The sequence below is a fragment of the Actinomyces sp. ZJ308 genome (genome assembly GCF_011752065.1).
Lineage (GTDB): Bacteria > Actinomycetota > Actinomycetes > Actinomycetales > Actinomycetaceae > Actinomyces.
This window is the reverse complement of the sequence record NZ_JAAIJY010000014.1, coordinates 1-14,961: the sequence shown is the minus strand read 5'-3', so window position 1 is coordinate 14,961 and position 14,961 is coordinate 1. Positions and strand designations below refer to the sequence as shown.

The window sequence follows — 14,961 nt, the reverse complement described above, 5'->3', positions numbered from 1 at the left end:
GCCGGCTCAGGCGCTGTCGCGCCCGGTGTAGTTGGGGGCCTCGACGGTCATCTTGACGTCGTGGGGGTGGGACTCCTTGAGGCCGGCGCTCGTAATGCGCACGAACTGTCCGCGCTCCTTGAGCTCGGGGATCGTGCGGGCACCCACGTAGAACATGGACTGGTGCAGCCCGCCCATGAGCTGGTAGACGACGTCGCCCAGCGCCCCGGAGTAGGGGACCTGGCCCTCGATGCCCTCGGGGACGATCTTGGAGTCGGAGGAGACGTCGGCCTGGAAGTAGCGGTCCTTGGAGTAGGAGGTGCGGCCGCGCGAGCTCATGGCACCCAGTGATCCCATGCCGCGGTAGCGCTTCCACTGCTTGCCGTTGACGAAGACGAGGTCCCCGGGCGACTCCGTGCAGCCGGCCAGGAGCGAGCCGAGCATGACCGTCTCCGCTCCGGCCACGAGGGCCTTGGCGATGTCACCGGAGTACTGCAGGCCGCCGTCGGCGATGAGCGGGACCCCGGCGGGATTGCAGGCGCGAGCGGCCTCGTAGATGGCCGTCACCTGGGGCACGCCCACACCGGCGACGACGCGGGTGGTGCAGATTGAGCCCGGCCCCACCCCCACCTTGACGGCGTCGACCCCGGCGTCGATGAGCGCCTGAGCGCCCTCGCGGGTGGCGACGTTGCCACCGATGACCTCGATGCCGCTGAAGGCGGAGTCGGACTTGAGACGGGAGATCATCTCCAGCGCCAGCTTGGCTCCGCCGTTGGCGGTGTCGACGATGAGGACGTCCACGCCGGCATCGGCCAGGGCGCCGGCACGGTCCCAGGTGTCCCCCCAGTAGCCCACGGCGGCCCCCACCACGAGGCGCCCCTCGGCGTCCTTGGTGGCATTGGGGTACTGCTCGGTCTTGACGAAGTCCTTGACGGTGATGAGACCGGTGAGACGGTCCTGGGAATCGACGAGGGGGAGCTTCTCGATACGGTGCTCGGCCAGGAGCGCCTTGGCGTCCTCCCGAGAGATGCCGGTGGTACCGGTGATGAGACGGTCTCGCGGCGTCATGCACTCGCGCACGGTCAGGCTCGCCCAGCGCTCCGGGGGGACGAAGCGCAGGTCGCGGTTGGTGATGATTCCATGAAGGTTGCCGCCCTCGTCAACGACCGGCAGCCCGGAGACCTTGTAGTGGCCGCAGAGCTCGTCGAGCTGGGCGATCGTGGCGTCAGGCCCGACGGTCACCGGGTCGGAGACCATGCCGGACTCCGAACGCTTGACACGCCGGACCTGCTGGGCCTGCTCCTCGATGGACAGGTTGCGGTGAAGGATGCCGATACCGCCCTGGCGGGCCATGGCGATGGCCATGTCCGACTCGGTGACGGTGTCCATGGCGGCCGAGAGCAGAGGGGTTGCCAGACTGATCCTCGGCGTCAGCCTGGAGGTCGTATCGACCTCGGAGGGGATGACGTCGGTCAGCCTGGGCAGCAGGAGCACGTCGTCGTAGGTGAGTCCGGTGGGGGCAAAGACGTCAGGGCTGGTGATCGAGTCGCTCACGGGGACATCGTAGGACGACCCGACCTTCCCGTGCATATCCGCCTGCGTCGGCCGCTCACCCCTCCGAGCCGCCAGGAGCCGGGCACTCCCAAGGGCCGAGGCGGACACCCCGGGCCGCCCCTGAGACCACCACGACGACGTGACGTGCACCCCAAAAATAAAGAGGCAATGAACGCGGAACGTTTCAGAAAAAAGATGTTCCACATACATACATCATTCACAAAACGTTTCTGCTATTCGTGTGCCACAATGTGACGCACGTTTTCAGATAACCGAAGCACAGATACCCAGGAAATCTGGAGATAATTTCGTTGTGAGATAGAATGATTCTTCTTGATTAGCGCCCCGTGCGATCTTATCGTTACGTATAGCGCATCAAGTTCGGTGTGCCCGACCGCCATATCCAAAGGAGGGGAGGGAGGCAATGCACGACTCATCGCGTCTGCCCGGTCCGATCTCCACTCTCTGGGAGTGGCAGTACCGGGGAGCCTGCCTCGGCATGGACTCCGCGGTCTTCTTCCACCCCGAAGGAGAGAGAGGCGGTTCCCGTCGACGACGGGACGAACGAGCAAAGGCCATTTGTCAGGACTGCCCCGTCCTGGAGGAGTGCCGAGAGCATGCTCTAAGCACTCGTGAGCCCTATGGCGTCTGGGGAGGCATGAGCGAGGAGGAGCGGCGCGCTTACTACGAGCAGCAGGCACGCCGTTTCGCCAACGAACCGGCCTGACGCTCCGCCCTGTTTCAGGGAATCGACAGCACAGACGTTCCCAAGTCAACGTCCGGACAATTGTCCGGGCACGGCGCAGACATGCAGCAGACATTCTGCGCACACGTGTTGAGGGGGAGGCACCACAAGGCGCCTCCCCCTCAACACGTCATGGCGCCGCGTGGCGCACATGATCTCAGCGGGTCACTTGGTGACGACCGCCAGGACGTCGCGGGCCGACAGGATGAGGTAGTCCTCACCGGCGTAGCTGACCTCGGTGCCCCCGTACTTGGAGTAGATGACGACGTCACCCTCGGCGACGTCGACCGGGACCCGATTGCCGGAGTCGTCGACGCGGCCGGGGCCCACGGCCACGACCTTGCCCTCCTGGGGCTTCTCCTTGGCGGTGTCGGGGATGACCAGGCCGGATGCGGTGGTCTGCTCGGCCTCAACGGTCTGGACGACGATGCGGTCCTCGAGCGGCTTGATGGAGATCGACATCGGAGACCTCCTCCTTCTCTTCAACGTGCAGTAGAACGGCTTGATCGCCCTCCCGAGGCGTACCCGACCGCCGTCGCGGGGGCCGGTCCGGCACGAAGCAGGAGTGCGAGTCGCAGAGGGCGCCCGCCTGCGTCCCAGGACCAGGGCGAGCACTCCGCTGCGCCTGACGGAGAATCTACGACGGCGTTAGCACTCAGTCAACGCGAGTGCCAAAGCGTGGCGATGGTTTCGCCATGGGCGTCAGCCCTCGTCAGCGCCGGTGCTCCCGTGTCCAGGCGATGGCCTCTCCCACGCTCGCCTCGCGGCGCCCCAGGGTCGGCTCGCGCCGGGAGAGGACATCGGTGACGGCCTTGATCGTGGCCAGGCGCTCACGCGTCCAGCTGACGGCCCAGCTGATGCGGTCGCGGCGGGCACGCGAGTCGCCCACGCCCTCGACGTTGACGCCGACGGCGCGGCAGATGGCGACCGCGCGCGGCTCATGGAAGTCCTGGGTCACGAGCAGGGCGCGCTCGATCCCGAAGATCCTGCGGGCCCGCACACAGGTGTCATAGGTGTCGAAGCCCGCGTAGTCCAGGGCGATCGCCTCACCGGGGATGCCCTTGGAGGTGAGGTAGCCGCGCATGACGGTGGGCTCGTCGTAGCCGACTCGCCGGTTGTCCCCGGAGACGAGGATCGCCTCGACCCGGCCGCTGGTGTAGAGATCTGCGGCGACGTCGAGACGATAGGCCAGCCAGGGCGAGGGCTGCCCGTCGGCGTGAACGGCGGCCCCCAGGACGATCGCCACCGGGGCCCGCGCAGCACCGTCATCACCGCCGTCACCGTTGCTCCCACCGGCGACCTCGATGTGCCCGGCGCTGGCGGTCCAGGCCCAGATACTGGCCCCGGCCGTGATGAGACTAACGATCCCGACGACAACGAGCAGGATCCGCGCCAACCGCCGCAGAGGACCCCTGCGACGGCTCACAGCACGAGGATCCGGCTGCCGGTCACCCTCGCCGTCATCCGTCATGGCATCAGATGCGCTGGTCGCACTGAATCGCGGCTCCTCGTCAGTCATCGGCCACCCATCCGTCTTCCTGTCCAAGCCCCTCGTCCATGACCCTCATCCATGGCCGCGGCCCCACCGGCATGTGGGACACCGGCCCACAACCTTACTCGCCCAGAGCCCCACCCGGTCATCCGCCCGCCCTGATGAGCCCCCTCGCCCCTCTCTCAGTCCTCCTCTCGCTCCACCCAGTGAACATCACGCGCGCCGGCAGGTCCGCCGTGGAATGATCGGGGTGATGGCTGAGAACCACGTCGCGCTCCTCCTGACGCCCGAGGGCTGGGAGCTTCTGTCCTCCCTGCCCCCCTACGACCCGGCCGAGGCCCTCTCGCTGGGACGCTCCCTGCGCGAGGAGGGCCACTCCCCCGCCCTGGTGGCGGCCGCACTGACCCAGCAGCGTCTGCGCGCCCGGGCATCGGCCAAGTTCGGGCCCTTCGCCCAGCAGATGCTCTTCACCGCCGACGGCCTGGAGCAGGCCACCCGGTTGGCGGTCTCGGCCCACCACGCCGCCCGCTACGCGGCGGCGGGCGTGACGAAGGTCGCGGACCTGGGCTGCGGTATCGGCGGCGACGCCGTCGCCCTGGCCGGGCTCGACCTGCCGGTGCTCGCCGTCGACCATGATGAGGCCACGGCCGCTCTGGCGACCATCAACCTCATGCCCTTCCCGCACGCGAGCGTCGAGTGCGCCGACGCCCTGGAGATCGACCTGACCGAGCGCGGGGTCGACGCCGTCTTCGCCGATCCGGCCCGCCGGGCGCAGGGGCGGCGCATCGCCGACCCCGAGCAGTGGTCTCCGGCTCTGTCGCGGGTGCTCGCGCTGCGCAAGTCCGTCCCCGCTCTCGGTGTCAAGGTCGCCCCCGGCATCGACCACGCCGCTCTACCACCCGACTCCCACACCCAGTGGGTGAGTGTGGACGGCGACGTCGTTGAGGCCACCATCTGGTGCGGTCCGCTCGCCCCCGAGGGCCCCGGGCGCTCCGCCCTGGTTCTGCGCTCCGGGGCCGACGGCGCGAGGGCTTACACACTGACCGACCCCAGCTGCACCGATCCCTCCGAGCCACCGGTCCAGGTCGACCCGATCGGCTCGCCCGACGATCTGGGAAGCATCATCCACGTGCCCGACGGCGCCGCCATCCGCGCCGGGCTCGTCGCCCACCTCTGCGAGGCCCTGGGCGCCCGCCCGGTGGGGCCGAGGATCGGCTATCTCACGTCGGAGAGCCTTCCCGACGCAGCGACCGCCCCCTTCGTGCGCTCCTTCCGGCTCACCGAGATCCTGCCTCTGAGGCTCAAGTCCCTGCGGGCCCGGGCCCGCGAGCTGAGGGTCGGGAGCCTGGAGATCCTCAAGCGCGGGGTCGACGTCTCCCCCGACGCGCTGCGCGCCTCACTGAGGCTCAGCGGCCAGGAGTCGGAGACCTGGATCCTCACCCGCGTGGGAGACAAGGCCAAGGGGGCCGTCCTCGTCGTCGAGCCCATTGTCAGCGACCTACCAACTGACTCACCGGCTGAGCCATCAGCCCATCGACGCGACAGCGCCCCCTCCAGCGACTAGAGACCAACCCCGTCAGTGCCCGCCAAGGACCTGAGGACCCCGAGGAGACGACCAGGACATGCAGGACATGACTGACACCACCACGAACCCGAGCACCTCACCCGCCTCCACGGGCTCTCAGCTGCCGCCGGCCCGCCGTCCCCAGTCACTGCCCTTCGCCAGCTCGGCCCGGTCCACGCTGGGGGTGGAGTGGGAGCTGGCGCTCATCGACCGCGACAGCCTCGACCTACGCCAGTGCGCCGAGGAGATCCTCCAGAAAGTGGGCTCGGACCCGCATGTGCACGGCGAGATGATGCTCAACACCATCGAGCTGGTCTCCGGGGCGCGCCGGACCGTGGCCCAGTGCGTGGAGGACATCGCACTCGCCTTCGACCGGGTTCTTCCGGTCACCGATCCCCTGCGCGTGGACCTGGCCTCTGCGGGCACCCACCCCTTCGCCGACCCTCTGGTGCAGAAGGTGACCAACGCCGAGCGCTACGCCCGCCTGGTGGACCGTACCCGGCTATGGGGTCACCAGATGCTCATCTTCGGCACCCACGTGCACGTCGGGGTTGAGGACCGGGCCAAGGTCCTGCCGATCCTCAAGGCACTGCTCACGCGCACCGCGCACCTGCAGTGCCTGAGCGCCTCCTCGCCCTTCTGGGCGGGAGCGGACACGGGCTACGCGGACAACCGGGCCATGATGTTCCAGCAGCTTCCCACCGCCGGCGCGCCCGAGCAGTTCAGTACCTGGGAGCAGCTGGAGAGCTACACCGGGGACCTGGTCCACACCGGCGTCATCGAGGACTTCACCGAGATCCGCTGGGACGTGCGCCCCTCCCCGCGCCTGGGGACCATCGAGGTGCGGGCCTGCGACGCCGCGACGAACCTGACCGAGCTGGCCGGGATCGCGGCGCTGACCCAGTGCCTCGTGGAGTCCTTCTCCCGCACCCTGGACCGGGGCGAGGAGCTCGATGCGATGCCCGACTGGTACGTCGCCGAGAACAAGTGGCGCTCGGCCCGCTACGGCATGGACGCGATCCTCATCGTCAACTCCGCCGGTGAGGAGGAACTGGTGGGCGAGACGGTCGAGCGGATGCTCACCGAGCTGGCACCCGTCGCCGAGGACCTCGGCTGCGCCGCCGAGCTGGAATCCGTGCGCGCCACCCTGGAGACGGGCGCCTCCTACCAGCGCCAGATCGCCGCCGTCGGGGCCTACGGGGGGCAGAGGGAGGCGGCTGTCAGGCTGCTGCTGGCCGAGGCCCGCGCCGGCAGGCCCCTGCGTCCCACCGAGGTGCTCTCAATGGCGGCCAGGTCCTGATAAGTCCGCCCTGGACCGCCGGACGTCTCGGCGGTGCAGGCAACCGGGTCAGGAGCGACCGGTCCGCTTCCCCATCTCGTCACGCAGGAGGCTGGTCATGCTGGTGACGGGGATCCCCAGAAGAGCGGGGATCGGGATCGTCGTGTGACCATGGGAGAAGCTCCTCTCCATCCGGCGCACCACTCGGGGCGGCAGCGTGGGACGCAGGCGCTCCAGGGTTGCCTGTGGCGCGCGCAGGTAGACCAGGACGCAGTCGTTGTTGCCGATCTTGAGCCAGCCGTTGAGCGTGCGCGCATTGAATCCCTCGATCTCCTCCCACCGGATGAGACCCACCGAGTCGCGACTGAGGTGGTCGTGCACTCCCACGGAGTCGATGACCAGGGTCGGCTTGGGACCGGAGAGATAGCGCCACAGATCCACCAGGCTCAGCGGCAGCCCGATGACGCACGCCACCATGCCCATGATCGCGAACATGGGCAGCCTGCGGGACTGCGACATCAGGTCCACCGGGAATCCCGTCCACAGGCACACACTCACCAGCCCGACGAGCACGAAGACAGCGAACGCTCCGATCTTTCCGCGAAGCACCGCAGAGCTGGCGGTGAGAACACGGGCTGAGGGATCGGCGTGCACAGCGGCAGAAGGAGCGGACACGAATTCTCCTTTTCTTCATCCAGGAAAAACAGCGGGGAACGCAGGAGGGAACGATACGCGTCAACCATGCCGCAAAACAAGCACCAATAATAGGCCTGGAATGATATGGATCATTTTCAAATCCAGCTCGAAAACAACTGATACAACCATCAGATTCCGCGCCAACACAGGACCAAGGTACCACTTCGCAGAACCCGCCCACGACACGGAGAGCGCCATACCACACCCACCCGCATCACATATTTTCCACGCAGCCTAATTTAGGTCGTCTTAATGCGTCGAAAGATTGCGTTTCAATATTACTCAGTCTACATTCGCGCCCATGACTTCACTCCCCTCCCACTCCTCTCTTGACACTCTCCCCACCAACCGGGCGAGCACCCCGTCTCAGCCGCCCGCGGGCGGACGGCCGCCGCTGACCGTCCGCCCGGGATGGCTCACCCTCCTGTGCGGGGTTCTCACTGGCCTGGTAGGCGTCGCCCTGATCGGTCTTGCCGCCTTCATGGTGACAGTAGGGATCACACGAGGAACCCTCGGAGAAATTGCTGCCGTCAGCGCCGCCATCGCCGTTTTCGGGCTACTTCTGCTCGCGGTACCGATCGGCGTGACGCGCATCCGCACCGTCGTCAGCTCCGAGGGACTTGAGCTTCACTCGCCCACTGGACGTGTGAAGAAGCTGAGCTGGCAGCAGGCCCATAATCGCATCTGGATCAGCACCGCTCACATGTACGGCAGCTGGTCAATGACCGTGTGCAAGGTCGTTGTCGCCCTCGACGAGAAGGAGGTCGTCCTGCCCGGCGCCTACGCCCAGGGAATCTTCCGCAAACGCACCGAGGCCCGGGCGGAGCGAATCGTTGAACGGATCAACGCCATGGACCCCATGAACGGATAACGCCCCCGTACGCCGGCAGCATCTCGGCAGCGCCTCACACGACCCGGCCCGTGCCCGGTCCGGTTCGGACCGGGCACGGGCCGGACTCTTACTTCCCGGCCAACGGTTCTCAGCTCTTTGACACGAGCTGCCAACCGCGGGCCCGGGTGCGCTGCTCCCAGAAGCTGCGGTAGGGGCCGTCGGCCGTCACAAGGTCCTCGTGCCGTCCGTGCTGGGCGACGTGTCCGGCGTCGTCGAGGACGATGACCTGGTCGGCCGCAGCGATCGTCTCGAGCTTGTGGGCGATGACGATGAGCGTCGAGGTGCGTCGCAGCTCCTGCATCGCGGCCACGATATTGGCCTCGTTCTCCGCGTCCAGGGCGCTGGTGGCCTCGTCGAGCAGGACGACCGGTGCGCGCTTGAGCAGGGCCCGGGCGATGGAGACGCGCTGGCGCTCGCCGCCGGACAGGGCCCGCCCGCCCTCGCCCACACGGGTGTCCCAGCCGTGGGGCAGACGGTCGACGATCTCGGTGACGCCGGCGAGGTCCGCTGCCCAGCGCACCTGATCGTCGTCGGCCGCCGGGTTGCCGATACGGATGTTGGCGTCCAGGGTGTCGTCGAAGAGGTAGACGTCCTGGAAGACCATGGAGAGCTGCTCCATGAGCTGGGCGGTCGGCATATCACGCACGTCGGTACCGCCTACGCGCACAGTCCCGGCGTCGGTGTCCCAGAAGCGGGCGACCAGGCGGGCGATGGTCGTCTTGCCGCTGCCCGAGGGGCCCACGATCGCGCACATGGTGCGTGCGGGCACGCTCACCGACACCCCGGCCAGGACGGGATCGCCGGCGCGGTAGCCGAAGACGACGTCGTCGAGCTCGACGGCACCTGGATCGGGCAGCGTGGCACGGGTCTGCGGCTCGGCCATGAGCTCGGCGTCCATGACGGCGTCGAGGTGGTTCATCATCTGGCGACGCTCCTCCATGCCCATGACGGCCCCGCTGATGTCGTCGAGCATGGTGGTGAATCGCAGGCACATGCCGATGATGGCGACGGCCACGAGCGGCTCCATGGTTCCGGAGACGGCGAAGGAGGCGGTCAGGCCGATCATGGCCACGACGACGACCTGGCTCAGTGCGCCGTTGACGACGTTGCCGGCGGTCTCCCACCACAGGGCGCGCCTTGAGGCACGGACTCCGTCGTCGAAGGCGGCCCTCAGGCGGCTGTAACCGGTGGCGGCCCGGCACGAGCGCAGGGCCCCCTGACAGCGGGCGATCTCGACGACGCGGGTTGCCAGCTCGCGCTCGGCGGGCTCGGAGATCGACTTTCCGTGGTCCATCAGACGGCGCGCGGTGCGCACGAGTCCGGCGAACAGGGGGGCGGCCACCGTCAGCAGGAGGCCCAGGCGCCAGTCCCAGGCCCACGAGCCTGCCCAGACGACGACGCAGGCGGCAGTCGTGGAGGTGAGCATGTACATGAAGTGGGCGGCGGACTCCCCCAGGGCCACCATCTCCTGGCTGACGGCCCGCGACAGGGTCCCCGCGGAGTCGGCGTTGAACCATCGCAGAGGCAGGCGGGCGATCCGGTCGCCGACCGCGTGGTGGACGTCGTGCATGAAGCCGAGCGCCCCGGACATTCCTCGGCGCTGTCCCTGGAACTCGGTCACGGCGGCGACGACGCCGCAGACGATGAGGACGACGAGCCATCCGCCGAAGGACAGTCCCCATCGGGGCGCACCGCTGCCCAGAGCGACCGAGGCGGGCAGGAGCGAGACCAGGGCGGTCCCGGAGGCGAGGCCGTTGGCGACCGCCAGGATGAGGCTCGTGCGCGTCTGGCTCCAGGAGGAGTCGAGCATGAGCCTGCGGAAGCGGGCCAGCAGGGAGCGCACGGCCCCGGAGGCACCGGTGACCGGCGTCGGGACCGGAGTGACGGAACCGGCGTGGTCCAGCTGGTCGGCGGCGTCCGGGGACCGATCGGCAGAGACCTGACTGGCCGGTTCGTCGTCGGCCGGGGCGAGCCCGTCCGTCCCGGTCACGGGGCTCTCGCCAGCCGGGGCGAGCCCGTCCGTCCCGGTCATGGGGCTCTCGCCAGCCGGGCCGGAGGCGCCGTCGAGCTCGCCGGTCTGCCGCAGGAGGGCCCGGTAGTGGGGCTCGTCGACGAGGTCGTCATGGGTGCCGGCAGCAACGATGCGTCCACGCTCCATGACGGCGATGCGGTCGGCGCCGCGCACGGCGGCCGGGCGGTGGGCGATCACCAGAACGGTTCGCTCCTCGACCAGGGCGCTGAGCGCCTCCTGGATCTCGGCCTCGGACTCGGGATCGGCCATGGCAGTGGCCTCGTCGAGCAGGATGACGGGAGTGTCCAGCAGGACGGCACGGGCGATGGCGATGCGCTGCTCCTGGCCTCCGGACAGGGCGGTGTCCTGCCCCAGGACGGTGTCGTAGCCGTCCGGCAGCGCCATGATCTCCTCATCGACGCGGGCGACACGGGCGGCGGCTCGTACCTGGTCCAGGTCGGCGTCGGGGCGTCCCAGCGCGATGTTCTCCCGCACGGTGGTCCCGAGCAGCTGGGCGTCCTGGAGGACGAAGGAGACGGTGGAGTACAGAGTCGTCTCATCCATGTCCCGCAGGTCCACCCCGCCGATGCGCACGGCTCCGGCGTCGGGGTCGGCGAAGCGGGCGATGAGGGTGGCCAGTGTCGACTTGCCCGATCCGGAGGGACCCAGCAGGGCCGTGACGGTGCCCGGCTCCAGGACGAGAGAGGCGTCGTCGACGGCGAGGGTTTCCCCGTAGGAGAAGGAGACGCGATTGATCTCGACGAGTGCTGCGCGGGGCCGCTCAGGGCGGCCGGCGGCTGGCAGAACGGGGGTGTCGAGGACCTCGCACAGGCGCAGGGCCGCCGCTCCGGCCATCTGGTAGGACCAGGAGATCGAGGCGATGGTGATGAGCGCGGCGGGCAGGACCAGGGCGACCAGGGTCGTGGCCAGGACCTGGGGCAGGGTGACGGCGCCGGCCTGGATGAGCAGCGCCCCGCCGCCGAGGTTGACCAGGAGGAGCACCGGGATCGAGACCCAGGTGAAGGACAGGCAGGTGATGGTCACCAGGGGCATCGCCCAGGCCCGGTAGAAGGCGGAGAACTCGTCGGCCGCGGTGAGGTAGGCCGAGTGGGCGCGCCCCACCCGCCCGAAGGCCTTGACCACACCGATGCCGGAGACGAACTCGACCATGGTGGAGGAGATGGCCGCGAGCTTGCGGTCCATCTCAACGGTCTTCTCGTTCATGCCGCGCATGGACACCGAGTAGGTGAGCACGTAGAGGACGAGCGTGGAGACCGCCAGCAGGGCCAGTCGCCAGTCGATCCAGAAGGCGCACGCCAGCAGCGCCAGCGGAGTGACGACGGCGTTGAGACGCTCGACGGGGCCGTGGGCGATGACGGTGTGAACCAGGGTCGTGTCGTCCTGGACGGCCTTGCGGATCCGTCCGGAGGTGGAGGCGGTGAACCAGGCCAGCGGGGCGTGGGAGATGCGGTCAACGATGTCGCGCCGCAGCCGGTCGCGCAGGGACAGGTCGGCCAGGTGGGTGATGAGCAGGGCCAGGAAGTACAGGAGCAGGCGGGCGGAGTAGGTGCTCACGAGCATCATGACGGCGGAGCGCACCTGCTGCGGGTCGGGCCCCACCCCGGCCCGGTAGGCGCGCAGAAGGATGTCGCCGAGCTGGACCAGCGCAACGTACGGCGCCACTGCCAGAACCGCGGAGAGCAGGACGAGGACCTGGCCGATCCGCAGGCGGGTGCGCACGGGGGCGCCGAGGCGGGCGATGGCGGCCTGCCCCTCGCGCGAGCGCTGGGCGTTGCTCTGCCGGGTTTGCTCACCTGATGCCTCAGCGGCCTGAGCGCCTGCCGAGGGCTGCGGCGACGTCCTCGATGACGACTGAGTCTGCGTGCTCATCAGGAACCTCATCCTTCCGTCGACTCTAATTCTGAATATATTTCAGAACTCGATAAGGCACACCTTACTCTCGCCGCTGAACCGGGAGCAACCGTCGTCGCGACGCACTACGGTGCTGCCATGGCATCACTGGCGCGACTGGGCCGACCGACCGGACCGAGACCCGGTTTCTCGCGCGACGACGTCGTCGACGCGGCACTTGAGCTCGGCATCGCGGACTTCACGCTGACCGCGGTGGCCAAGCGGCTGGGCGTGGCGGTCTCCGGGCTGTACCGCACGATCGCCTCGCGTGAGGACCTGCTGGCCGCCTGCCTGGAGCGGATCGCCTCCCGACTCGAGGTCCCGCGCCCCGGGAGGAGCTGGCCCGAGACGGTCCGGGCACACGTTGAGGCCGTCTGGGGGATGCTGGAGCAGTACCCGGGTCTGGCCGGCGTCATCATGGGGGTGCCGTGGGCGCACCAGCTCTTCGCCGGCCCCGTGTCCCAGGCGTGTCAGGTGCTGGTTGACGGAGGCCTCCAGGCCGAGGAGGCCGGGGTGGTTCTGGACTTCGTGGGCGACACCGTCATCTCCACGCACGCACAGATCGAGGTCATGCGCTCCCCCGTCGGTCGCTCCGGCCTGCCTGCGCCGACTGGGCAGGAGCCGCCGGAGAACGCCCTCGCCTCCGGGCGCGGGGGTTCCACGGGGCTGGAGGAGGCGAGCCGCCTGGCGGCCACCAGCCGGGTGCCGTCCCTGCCCGAGGCGCTGACCCCGAACGAGAGCTGGCTGGACCGCGGCGGGCTGGACCGCAAGATCGAGATCATCATCCGGGGCGTGGCCGCCGGCCTCGCTGCCGGCACGACGCAGCAGGCGTCAGTGAGCGACCATCACTGAACGACGCTGACGTCCAGCGGCATCCCTGAGTCCGGGGCGAAGTCCATGGGGCTGGGGGCCACGCCTGCGCGCACGGCCGCCGAGCCCAGGGCTGCGATCTGGGCGCCGTTGTCGGTGCAGAAGCGCAGCGGCGGCAGGCGCAGGGTGATGCCGGCGGCCTCGCAGCGCTCGGCGGCCAGGGACCGCAGGCGGGAGTTGGCGGAGTACCCGCCTCCGACGACGAGCGTGTCGCAGCCGGTGTCCAGGCAGGCCTGAACCGCCTTGGCCGTCAGGGAGTCGTTGACGGCTTCGGAGAAGGCGGTGCACACGTCGGCGCCGGGCACCTCCTGGCCTGCATCCTCCAGGGACTCGACGTAGCGGGCCACGGCGGTCTTGAGCCCGGAGAAGGAGAAGTCGTAGCGGTGGCGCTCCCGGTCCTTGCCCGCGGCCAGGCCGCGGGGGAAGCGGATGGCGTCGCGGTCACCCTCCTGAGAGAGCCGGTCCACGTGCGGGCCGCCCGGGTAGGGCAGCCCCAGGAGCCGGCCGACCTTGTCGAAGGCCTCGCCTGCGGCGTCGTCGAGGGTGCCACCGAGCTCGATGACGTCGGTGGCGATGTCGCGGATGCTCAGGAGGTTGGAGTGGCCGCCGGAGACGATGAGCCCGATGAACCGATCGGGCAGGGGACCGTCGACCAGCTCGTCGACCGCCAGGTGCCCGATGACGTGGTTGACGCCGTAGATCGGCCTGCCCAGGCTCGCGGCCAGGGCCTTGGCGGCGGAGATGCCGACGGTCAGGGAGCCGATGAGGCCGGGGCCGGCGCACACGGCGACGGCGTCGACCTCGCCCAGATCGACGTCGGCCTTCTCCAGCGCGGCGTCGAGGGTGGGCAGGAAGGACTCCAGGTGGGCGCGCGAGGCGATCTCGGGGATGATCCCGCCGAAGCGCGCGTACTGGTCCATGGAGGTGGCGGTGACGTCGGCGAGGAGCTCGCGGCCTCGCACGAGGGCCACGCCGGTCTCGTCGCAGGTGGACTCGATGCCGAGGATGAGGGGGTCGCTCACAAGCCCACAGCCTATCGCCTGCCGATGCAGCCCGACGCCGGGCGCCTTCCGACACTGCTCCTACCGGGGGCCGGCGGTGTCGGCTATCGTCGCAGCAGCCGTGACGACCGACCGATCGAGAGGCCGCGTGGAGACGGGGCTCGCGGGCGCGACGGACACGCACGAACGACGGCACGACGACGTCACGACGAACGAGGAGGCACCCGTGACTGAGCCCGGTAACCCGGACCTGGTGGTGGGCGACGACGGTCTGGCCAGGCCGGTCTGGGCCGCCACCGCCCCGTTGCTGCGCGAGTACTACGACACCGAGTGGGGCATGCCGGTGCGCGATGAGCGGGGCGTCTTCGAGCGGTTGAGCCTGGAGGCCTTTCAGTCGGGACTGTCCTGGGCGACGATCCTGCGCAAGCGGCCGGCCTTCCGCGAGGCCTTCGCCGGATTCGACCCCGAGGTCGTGGCCGGCTTCGAGGAGACGGACGTGGACCGCCTGCTGGCGGATACGGGGATCGTGCGCAACCGGGCCAAGATCCTGGCGACCATCACCAACGCCCGCGCGACGCTGCGCCTCAGGGAGGCCGGCGACGTCGACGGCGGCCTGGCGGGGCTGGTGTGGTCCTACCGGCCCGAGGAGACGCCCCGGCCCCATCGGCTCGCGGACATCCCCACGCAGTCACCGCAGTCGGCGGCCCTGTCCCGCGACTTCAAGCGCCGCGGTTTCCGCTTCGTCGGCCCGACGACGATGCACGCCCTCATGGAGGCGATCGGGATCATCGATACCCACCTGGTCGGCTCCCATCGCCGAGGCAGCTCCGGGATCTGGGGCTAGATGAGTAAGTCCAAGGGGTGTGGGTCGGCGTGGGTGCTGGGCAATGGGGTGAGGGCCTCGCAGGATCGGTGGTGTTACACCAGATCTCACCGCTCCTGCTGGGAAGGACGGCTTGCTCATGGA

General features: G+C 69.1%; 12 protein-coding genes. 6 read left to right on the top strand and 6 right to left on the bottom strand.

All coding sequences use genetic code 11. The features are described from left to right. Positions 1–6 precede the first annotated feature (6 nt). Entirely contained in the window at positions 7–1,569 is a 1,563-nt protein-coding gene (guaB, locus tag HCR68_RS07455) for an IMP dehydrogenase (RefSeq protein WP_243858989.1), read from the bottom strand. A gap of 388 nt (positions 1,570–1,957) precedes the next feature. On the opposite strand from guaB, the gene HCR68_RS07450 reads away from it, so the two are divergent. Then, positions 1,958–2,260 (top strand): WhiB family transcriptional regulator, encoded by a 303-nt coding sequence (locus tag HCR68_RS07450; protein WP_167148205.1) that lies wholly within the window; start codon positions 1,958–1,960, stop codon positions 2,258–2,260. 183 nt (positions 2,261–2,443) lie between these two features. On the opposite strand, the gene groES is transcribed toward HCR68_RS07450, so the two are convergent. Together groES and HCR68_RS07440 are read right to left on the bottom strand one after the other, a co-directional pair. Beyond that, positions 2,444–2,740 carry a co-chaperone GroES gene (gene groES, locus HCR68_RS07445; protein ID WP_003781116.1) on the bottom strand — a complete coding sequence of 99 codons (297 nt, stop codon included), beginning with the start codon at positions 2,738–2,740 and terminating at the stop codon, positions 2,444–2,446. 250 nt (positions 2,741–2,990) lie between these two features. Further along, positions 2,991–3,704: an ElyC/SanA/YdcF family protein gene (locus tag HCR68_RS07440; protein ID WP_243858988.1), complete on the bottom strand. Its 714-nt coding sequence runs from the start codon at positions 3,702–3,704 to the stop codon at positions 2,991–2,993. 319 nt (positions 3,705–4,023) lie between these two features. Between HCR68_RS07440 and HCR68_RS07435 the strand changes: the two genes are divergently transcribed. Then, positions 4,024–5,334, top strand: a complete 1,311-nt coding sequence (locus tag HCR68_RS07435; protein ID WP_167148201.1) for a class I SAM-dependent methyltransferase — start codon at positions 4,024–4,026, stop codon at positions 5,332–5,334. Between the two features lie 58 nt (positions 5,335–5,392). Next, positions 5,393–6,634: a glutamate--cysteine ligase gene (locus HCR68_RS07430; RefSeq protein ID WP_208320531.1), complete on the top strand. Its 1,242-nt coding sequence runs from the start codon at positions 5,393–5,395 to the stop codon at positions 6,632–6,634. A 48-nt stretch (positions 6,635–6,682) separates the two neighbouring features. Here HCR68_RS07430 and HCR68_RS07425 read toward each other — a convergent pair whose 3' ends face one another. Next, a complete protein-coding gene (locus tag HCR68_RS07425) occupies positions 6,683–7,288 on the bottom strand; it encodes an STM3941 family protein (protein ID WP_167148199.1) in 606 nt (201 codons plus the stop codon). 322 nt (positions 7,289–7,610) lie between these two features. Between HCR68_RS07425 and HCR68_RS07420 the strand changes: the two genes are divergently transcribed. Beyond that, positions 7,611–8,180: a hypothetical protein gene (locus HCR68_RS07420; RefSeq protein ID WP_167148197.1), complete on the top strand. Its 570-nt coding sequence runs from the start codon at positions 7,611–7,613 to the stop codon at positions 8,178–8,180. Between the two features lie 109 nt (positions 8,181–8,289). Here HCR68_RS07420 and HCR68_RS07415 read toward each other — a convergent pair whose 3' ends face one another. Continuing rightward, positions 8,290–12,102, bottom strand: a complete 3,813-nt coding sequence (locus tag HCR68_RS07415) for an ABC transporter ATP-binding protein (RefSeq protein WP_167148195.1) — start codon at positions 12,100–12,102, stop codon at positions 8,290–8,292. A 120-nt stretch (positions 12,103–12,222) separates the two neighbouring features. Between HCR68_RS07415 and HCR68_RS07410 the strand changes: the two genes are divergently transcribed. Then, positions 12,223–12,975, top strand: a complete 753-nt coding sequence (locus HCR68_RS07410; protein WP_208320530.1) for a TetR/AcrR family transcriptional regulator — start codon at positions 12,223–12,225, stop codon at positions 12,973–12,975. Here the strand turns inward: HCR68_RS07410 and tsaD are convergent. After that, on the bottom strand, positions 12,969–14,015 hold the full coding sequence (gene tsaD, locus HCR68_RS07405) for a tRNA (adenosine(37)-N6)-threonylcarbamoyltransferase complex transferase subunit TsaD (protein WP_167148193.1): 1,047 nt from the start codon (positions 14,013–14,015) through the stop codon (positions 12,969–12,971). The genes HCR68_RS07410 and tsaD overlap by 7 nt on opposite strands. A 205-nt stretch (positions 14,016–14,220) precedes the next feature. Here tsaD and HCR68_RS07400 point away from each other — a divergent pair, with 205 nt between their 5' ends. Further along, positions 14,221–14,838, top strand: a complete 618-nt coding sequence (locus HCR68_RS07400; RefSeq protein ID WP_167148191.1) for a DNA-3-methyladenine glycosylase I — start codon at positions 14,221–14,223, stop codon at positions 14,836–14,838. Positions 14,839–14,961: the final 123 nt, after the last annotated feature.

Coding starts and splice junctions, on each gene's coding strand:
- guaB (WP_243858989.1), bottom strand. CDS start 1,569: ATGCACGGGAAGGTCGGGTCGTCCTACGATGTCCCCGTGAGCGACTCG.
- HCR68_RS07450 (WP_167148205.1), top strand. CDS start 1,958: ATGCACGACTCATCGCGTCTGCCCGGTCCGATCTCCACTCTCTGGGAG.
- groES (WP_003781116.1), bottom strand. CDS start 2,740: ATGTCGATCTCCATCAAGCCGCTCGAGGACCGCATCGTCGTCCAGACC.
- HCR68_RS07435 (WP_167148201.1), top strand. CDS start 4,024: ATGGCTGAGAACCACGTCGCGCTCCTCCTGACGCCCGAGGGCTGGGAG.
- HCR68_RS07430 (WP_208320531.1), top strand. CDS start 5,393: ATGCAGGACATGACTGACACCACCACGAACCCGAGCACCTCACCCGCC.
- HCR68_RS07420 (WP_167148197.1), top strand. CDS start 7,611: ATGACTTCACTCCCCTCCCACTCCTCTCTTGACACTCTCCCCACCAAC.
- HCR68_RS07415 (WP_167148195.1), bottom strand. CDS start 12,102: ATGAGCACGCAGACTCAGTCGTCATCGAGGACGTCGCCGCAGCCCTCG.
- HCR68_RS07410 (WP_208320530.1), top strand. CDS start 12,223: ATGGCATCACTGGCGCGACTGGGCCGACCGACCGGACCGAGACCCGGT.